5 protein-coding genes are annotated in these 6,722 nt (G+C 68.7%); 4 read left to right on the plus strand and 1 reads right to left on the minus strand.

Annotated features, from left to right (window positions below; genetic code table 11):
* Positions 1–212: 212 nt before the first annotated feature.
* Complete coding sequence (locus FGD71_RS06815; protein ID WP_140935838.1) at positions 213–1,784, minus strand: VMAP-C domain-containing protein; 1,572 nt, start codon at positions 1,782–1,784, stop codon at positions 213–215.
* Between the two features lie 377 nt (positions 1,785–2,161).
* Between FGD71_RS06815 and FGD71_RS06820 the strand changes: the two genes are divergently transcribed.
* From FGD71_RS06820 to FGD71_RS06835, 4 genes are all read left to right on the plus strand, one after another.
* The gene (locus FGD71_RS06820; RefSeq protein ID WP_119099476.1) at positions 2,162–3,964 is read left to right on the plus strand and encodes a S8 family peptidase; all 1,803 of its coding nucleotides are present in this window, start codon (positions 2,162–2,164) and stop codon (positions 3,962–3,964) included.
* A 156-nt stretch (positions 3,965–4,120) separates the two neighbouring features.
* Complete coding sequence (locus FGD71_RS06825) at positions 4,121–4,798, plus strand: AIM24 family protein (RefSeq protein ID WP_119099477.1); 678 nt, start codon at positions 4,121–4,123, stop codon at positions 4,796–4,798.
* Between the two features lie 87 nt (positions 4,799–4,885).
* A complete protein-coding gene (locus FGD71_RS06830) occupies positions 4,886–5,836 on the plus strand; it encodes an ABC transporter substrate-binding protein (RefSeq protein ID WP_119099478.1) in 951 nt (316 codons plus the stop codon).
* 21 nt (positions 5,837–5,857) lie between these two features.
* Complete coding sequence (locus FGD71_RS06835) at positions 5,858–6,634, plus strand: ABC transporter permease (protein WP_119099479.1); 777 nt, start codon at positions 5,858–5,860, stop codon at positions 6,632–6,634.
* The last annotated feature ends 88 nt before the right edge of the window (positions 6,635–6,722 follow it).

A 6,722-nucleotide genomic window follows, 5' to 3' on the forward strand; every position in this document is an offset into this window, starting at 1 on the left:
ATGCGTGACGTCCACAGGCAAAGCCTCGCAGTGCGTGAGCTCTCCGGGCAAGTGCGTAGGGGGGCTCATGCGAGGTGTGCGCAAAAGCATGCGAGGGAGCACGGCACCAGGAGGGAACGCATGTACGGCAGTGGAGGCATGCTGGTTCACGGCGCGGCCTCCTTCTCTCGCCGAGCGCACGCGGTCCATGGCCGTGCTTCGGTGCGGCCGGTTCAAGGCTGCACCGGCGCACGGTCCGGGCCTGGTGGACCGGGTCTGCGCTCCGCGTCGTCGACCAGAATCGCGAGATGGCGTCCCACGTGGTTGTCCCAGCGTTCGGGCCCCACCGCCAGAGCCTCCCTGCGCCATTTTCCGGCGCGCTCCACCAGACCGGCCAGACCCCTGTCCTGCACGATGTCGGCCACCGCCTCCTTGAAAGTGGGGTCGTCGCAGTCGCCACGGTGCCAGATCATCGCGGGCACACCCGCGCGCAGGCCTGCCATGAACTCCTGTTGGCTGGACGGGGAGTCGGTGCCCGGCGGCTGACTGAGCACCAGACAGACCGCATGCTCGTCCTCCTTCAGTTCGAGCTCCAGGTGGAAGTGCGACCGGCCGGGACGGTTCCAGTACGAGTGGCTGTCCGCCGGCTTCTCCTTGAGCTGCCGCCACTTCTTGTGCCAGGGCCGGTGCCAGGCGGCCTTGCGCAGCCGCTCGAAGCTGCGGACGAGGACGGCGTAGTCCATCACCAGCGGAGTCGGGGACGACGAGGACGACTCCTTGTGCCACCACTCCACCGGCTCTCCCAGCAATTCCCACGGAAGGATGAACTCGAGAACCACGGGTTGTCTCAGGTCCGCCCATCGCTCCTCGGTCTGCTCGATGAGCTGTTCGACCTCGCCAGGAAGGTCGTCGCGGTGAAGATGCAGCGTTTCGCCCGGAACGGGATGCCAGCCCTCCGCGTCCGACTGCCGCCAGTGGGAGAGGTAGTACCGGTCGCGGTCCACACCGTCCGGCTCGAACTGGATCATCAAGTAGGCCGGTACCAGGGAGGGCGGTACCTGGGCGACGCCACCGCGCTGCCAGTCGGCCATCTTGTCTTCCAGGCCCCACGCGCCGGCCTGCCGACGGTTCCAGCGGCGCAGCAGCTCCGCCGCCTCCGCCTGTCCGTCCTCCACGAGTTGATCGGCGGCCAGCGCCAAAAACGCCATGCTCACCGGCAGTTCACTGGCGGCCGAATTGTCTCCGGCCAGCCGCAGGAAGACCGCCCAGCCCGTATCGCACCACTCGGGCAGCTCCTGGATACGCGACCGGCTGGCCCGCCGCGCCATCGCCGCGAGACCCGCCGAAGACCGCATCTCGTGCAGCACCGGCCGCAGCGGATGCAGGTCCGCGCCATCGAAGAAATCCACTGCCTCCCACTCGTCCACCAGACGCCGTAACGACGCGATGGCGACGGACTGCTGTTCCACATATCTGAGACAGCGCACCAGACAGGACAGTCCGTCAGGAAGCTGCGCGCAACTCTCCACCAGCTGGAGCAGCCACGGACGCAACGCCTCATTGCGCAACGGCTCCACCGGCGTGGCCAGTTCCTGGCTCAGCATGCTCACCCACAGATCGGCACTGTTCGCGTGCCGCACCGTGGCCGACTCCTGTAATACGTCGACGACTTCGGCCACCAACTCATTGCGAACCCGCGCAGGGCTGCGCCCTTCCACCCCCGTGACCTCCCGATCGCCACCAGCTGTCATCGAGTTCGTCTTGTTCGTCTTGTTCGTCTGTTCCGTATCGTCCGTCTGGTCCATCTGGTCCGTCTTGATAGTGCGGACCAGCGTACGGCTACAGTTCCACCCCCGTCAGGGAGTCAATCAAGGCAAGGACGGGGGAGTGCCGTCGCCGCGGGACGCGGCGAGTTCATGGCGGGCGAGGGTTCTCAGCCATCGGATCGAGGGTTTTCCCCGTATCCGTGGGATCAGGGCTCCACTTATTGTTCGAGCCACAGCTGAACCACAGGTAACCCCTGGATGGTCGCTCGCGCCTGGCCGGCCGCCGCGCCTTCTCGAATGCACCCCCCGCCGCTTCGACGACGAAGCGATTCGACCGCTGCTCCGTACGCTGCTCCGCGCCGCTGCTCCGTACAGCCGCTGCGTGCTGCCCGGAGCCGGCCACGAAAGGCACACTCTTGCGTACTCCACGCCCTGCGAGACGGACGCTGATATCCGTCACCGCGATCTCCGCGACCCTGCTGGCCGGGACCACCTCCCTCGCGCTGGCCGGAACCGCGGGCGCCGCGGTCCCCGCCGAGAAGACCGCCACCACCGCCGCATCCGCCGTGGCCGCCCCGGCCGAGCGGCTGATCGTCGGCTACAAGTCGGGCGCCGCCGAGGCCAAGTCCAACTCGGCCGCCTCCGCCGACGCCAAGGCCAAGGGCCGCGAGGCCGACGAGAGCCTGAAGTTCCAGCGCCGCCTCGGCACCGGCGCCGCGCTGGTCGACCTGGGTGACCGGCTCGGCAAGGCCGACGTCGCCGACGTCGTCGCCGAGTACCAGGCCGACCCGCAGGTCGCTTACGTCGTACCGGACCGCCTCAACAAGCCGCTGGCGGACCCGAACGACACCGAGTACAGCAAGCAGTGGGACCTGTTCGAGACCACCGCGGGCATGCGCGTCCCGGGTGCCTGGGGCACGGCCACGGGCAGCGGTGTGACCGTCGCCGTCATCGACACCGGCTACGTCACGCACTCCGACCTCGCCGCCAACATCGTCGGCGGCTACGACTTCATCTCCGACACCGCGGTCGCGGTCGACGGCAACGGGCGCGACAGCAACCCGGCCGACCCGGGCGACTGGAACGCCGAGGGAGAGTGCGACGGCGCCCCCGCCAGCGACTCCTCGTGGCACGGCACCCATGTCGCGGGCACCATCGCCGCCGCCACCAACAACAGCAAGGGCGTCGCGGGCATCGCGTACAACGCGAAGATCTCCCCGGTGCGCGTCCTCGGCAAGTGCGGTGGCTACGACTCCGACATCATCGACGCCATCACCTGGGCGTCGGGCGGCACCGTCTCCGGCATCCCGGCCAACTCCAATGTCGCCAAGGTCATCAACATGAGCCTCGGCGGCGGTGGCGCGTGCAGCTCCGCCACGCAGAGCGCGATCAACGCCGCAGTGGGCCGCGGCACCACGGTCGTCGTCGCGGCCGGCAACAGCAACGCCAACGCGGCCAACTACTCCCCGGCGAGCTGCAACAACGTCATCTCGGTCGCCGCACTGAACCGCTCGGGTTCCAAGGCGAGTTACTCCAACTACGGCTCGGTCGTCGACATCGCGGCTCCCGGTGGCCAGACCAGCACCGGCACCGCCAACGGCATCCTGTCCACGCTGAACTCGGGCGCGAAGACGCCGAGCACGGAGTCGTACGCGTACTACCAGGGCACCAGCATGGCCGCCCCGCACATCGCGGGTCTCGCCGCGCTGATGAAGTCGGCGAGCACCGCGCTGACCCCGGCCCAGATCGAGTCGGGCATCAAGACCAACGCCCGTGCCCTGCCCGGCACATGCTCCGGTGGCTGCGGTGCCGGTCTCGCGGACGCGACCAAGACGGTGCAGGCGGTGAGCGGGTCCGGCGGCTCCACGGGGGGCACCACCTTCACCAGCACCTCGTCCGTCTCCATCCCGGACGCGGGGTCGGCCGTCGAGTCGCCGATCACGGTCAGCGGCCGCAGCGGCAACGCGCCCTCCGCCCTGCAGGTCGGCGTCGACATCACCCACACCTACCGCGGTGACCTGGTGATCGACCTGATCGCCCCGGACGGCACGGCCTACCGCCTCAAGGCCTCCAGTGGCTCGGACTCGGCCGACAACGTCAAGACCACCTACAGCGTCAACGCCTCCAGCGAGACCGCCAACGGCACTTGGAAGCTGCGCGTGCAGGACGTCGCCGCCCAGGACACCGGCACCATCAACAGCTGGAAGCTGACCTTCTGACGGCTGTCCACACCCCACAGGGCGGTCGACGCGAACGGGCGTCGGCCGCCCCGCCGTGCGTTCCGCCAAGGCGCGCCAGGTGACGCGCCTTGGCGGAACGCGCACGTCCGGGACACGATGCCCGGATGAAAGGNACGTCCGGGACACGATGCCCGGATGAAAGGTGACTTGTTTTCCAGCGAGTACATGGTGCAGCCCGCCACCACCGTGGGCATGAGCGTGCAGAACGCCAAGTCGATCAAGTACGCGGTCCAGGGCGAGATGTTCGCGCGGCAGGGAGCGATGATCGCCTACCGCGGCAACCTGAAGTTCGAGCGCAAGGGTCAGGGAGTCGGCGGCATGCTCAAGCGAGTCGTCACCGGCGAGGGACTGCCCCTCATGGCGGTGCGAGGACAGGGGGAGGCCTGGTTCGCGCAGGAGGCGCAGAACTGCTTCATCGTCGACATCGACCCCGGAGACGTCTTCACCGTGGGCGGCCGCAATGTGCTGTGCTTCGACGCCTCCCTGTCGTACGAGATCAAGACGGTGAAGGGCGCGGGCATCACCGGCGGCGGCCTGTTCAACAGCGTCTTCACCGGACAGGGCAGCCTCGGGCTCGTCTGCGAGGGCAACCCACTGGTCATCCCGGTCTCGCCGCAGCAGCCCGTGTACGTAGACACGGACGCGATCGTCGGCTGGACCGCCGGCCTCGAGACCTCGCTGCACCGGTCACAGTCCATCGGCTCGATGATGCGCGGGGGCTCCGGGGAGGCGGTGCAACTGGTGCTGCAGGGCGAGGGATACGTCGTCGTACGCCCGAGCGAGGCGACGCCGCAGAAACCGCAACAGCACTGAAACGAACGTTGTGAGGGCGTCGGGAGTGCGGCAGGGGGGTAGGCATGCCACATGACGATGCGTCAAGTCTGGTTAGAGAAAGGGAAGTTGACCGCCGCTGCGATCGCCCTGGTGATGACCGCCGTGGCCTGCGGCGGTGAGTCCCACTCCGACGGGCCCGCCCCCGGCGACAACGGGCTGGAGAAGTCGACCGTCACCGTCGCCGCGCTCCCGCTGGCCGACGACGCGACCCTCTACCTTGCGCAGGACCGGGGCCTGTTCGAGAAGGAGGGCCTCGATGTGCGCATCCAGCCCGTCCAGCAGAGCATCCAGGCGCTGCCCGCGCTGTCCAGGGGCCAGGTCGACGTCATCGCGAGCGCGAACTACGTCACCTTCCTGCAGGCGCACGAGAAGGGGACCCTGGACGTCCGCGTCCTTGCCGAGGGGGCCCGGGTGGCGCCGCACATGATGGACGTCCTCGTGCCCAAGGACTCGGACATCAAGAGCGTCGCCGACCTCAAGGGCAAGAAGATCGCCGTCAACATCCTCAACAACATCCAGTCGCTGACCCTGAACGCCATCCTCGACAAGGAGGGCGCGGGCCGCCCTGTCTACCGGCAGATCCCCTTCCCGCAGATGGGGCCGGCCCTGGAGAAGGGGCAGGTCGACGCCGTGCACGCGGCCGAGCCCTTCAACAGCGCCATCCAGAACGAGCTGAACGCCCGAGTGCTCGTCGACGGCGGCTCCGCACCCGTGGAGTCCATCCCGATCAGCGGATACGTCACCACGGGGCAGTACGCCGAGAAGAACCCGAAGACGGCGGCGGCCTTCCAACGGGCCATCGCCGCCGCGGCGAAGATCGCGACGCGGGATCCGTCGGCCGTACGGGAACAACTGCCCAAGTACGCGAAGGTGACCCCGAAGCAGGCCAAGTCGATCCGCCTGCCCGCGTATCCCGAGACGACGGATCCCGACCAGTTGAGCCGGCTCACCGAACTCATGCTGAAACAGGGCCTGTTGGACAAGCCGGTCGATCCGGCGACGCTCCTCGTCAAGTAGGACTGCTCGGTGCTCTGTCGGGTGCGGCGAAGGCAGGACCTGCTGCTCGGCGGGCTCGGTGTGCTGCTCGCGTTCGGGCTGTGCGAGGCGGTGAGCCGGGCCGGGCTGGTGCGCCGCAGCTATCTGCCGCCCGCCTCCGAAGTTCTCGCGCGGGCTGTCGAGTTGGCGGGCGACCCGGTCTTCTTGGACGGCGTCGGCGCCACCCTGCACGCCTGGGCGCTGGGGCTCGGCCTCGCCTGCGCCCTCGCCGTTCCGCTGGGTCTGCTCCTCGGCAGCGTGCCCGTGGTCGACGACGCCGTACGCGCGATCGTCGAGTTCCTGCGACCGCTGCCGTCCGTGGCGCTGATCCCGCTGGTGTCGCTTCTGCTGGGCTCCGGTACGGGGACGAAGGTCGCGCTGATCACGTACGCCTGCGTCTGGCCGATCCTCTTCAACACGGTCTACGGACTCGGCGAGACGGACCCCTTGGCCAAGGACACCCTGCGGGCCTTCGGCTTCGGCCGCCTTTCGGTGCTCCTGCGCGTCGAACTCCCGGGCACCGCCCCCTTCATCGCCGCCGGCATCCGCATCTCCGCGGCCATCGCCCTCATCCTGGCCGTCGCCACCGAGATCCTCGCCGGCTTCGGCGAAGGCCTCGGTATCTTCATCGCTCAGGCCGGCCTCGCGACGGACGGCACGCGCGATGTCCTGGCGGGCGTGGTGTGGTCCGGAGTGCTCGGGCTGGTGATCAACAGTGTGCTGGTGTGGGGTGAGCGGCGGTTGTTTCCGTGGGCTCCTGAACATCAGGGGCGGGGGTGAGCCGCTTGGAGGGTTTTCGCCCCCGCCGCCCCTACCCGTCCCATCCTGTCCCTGGGACTCCGCCCCAGACCCCGCCAGGGGGCTCTGC

Origin of the sequence: Streptomyces sporangiiformans, from assembly GCF_005768555.2 — a bacterium.
Classification (GTDB): Bacteria; Actinomycetota; Actinomycetes; order Streptomycetales; family Streptomycetaceae; genus Streptomyces; species Streptomyces sporangiiformans.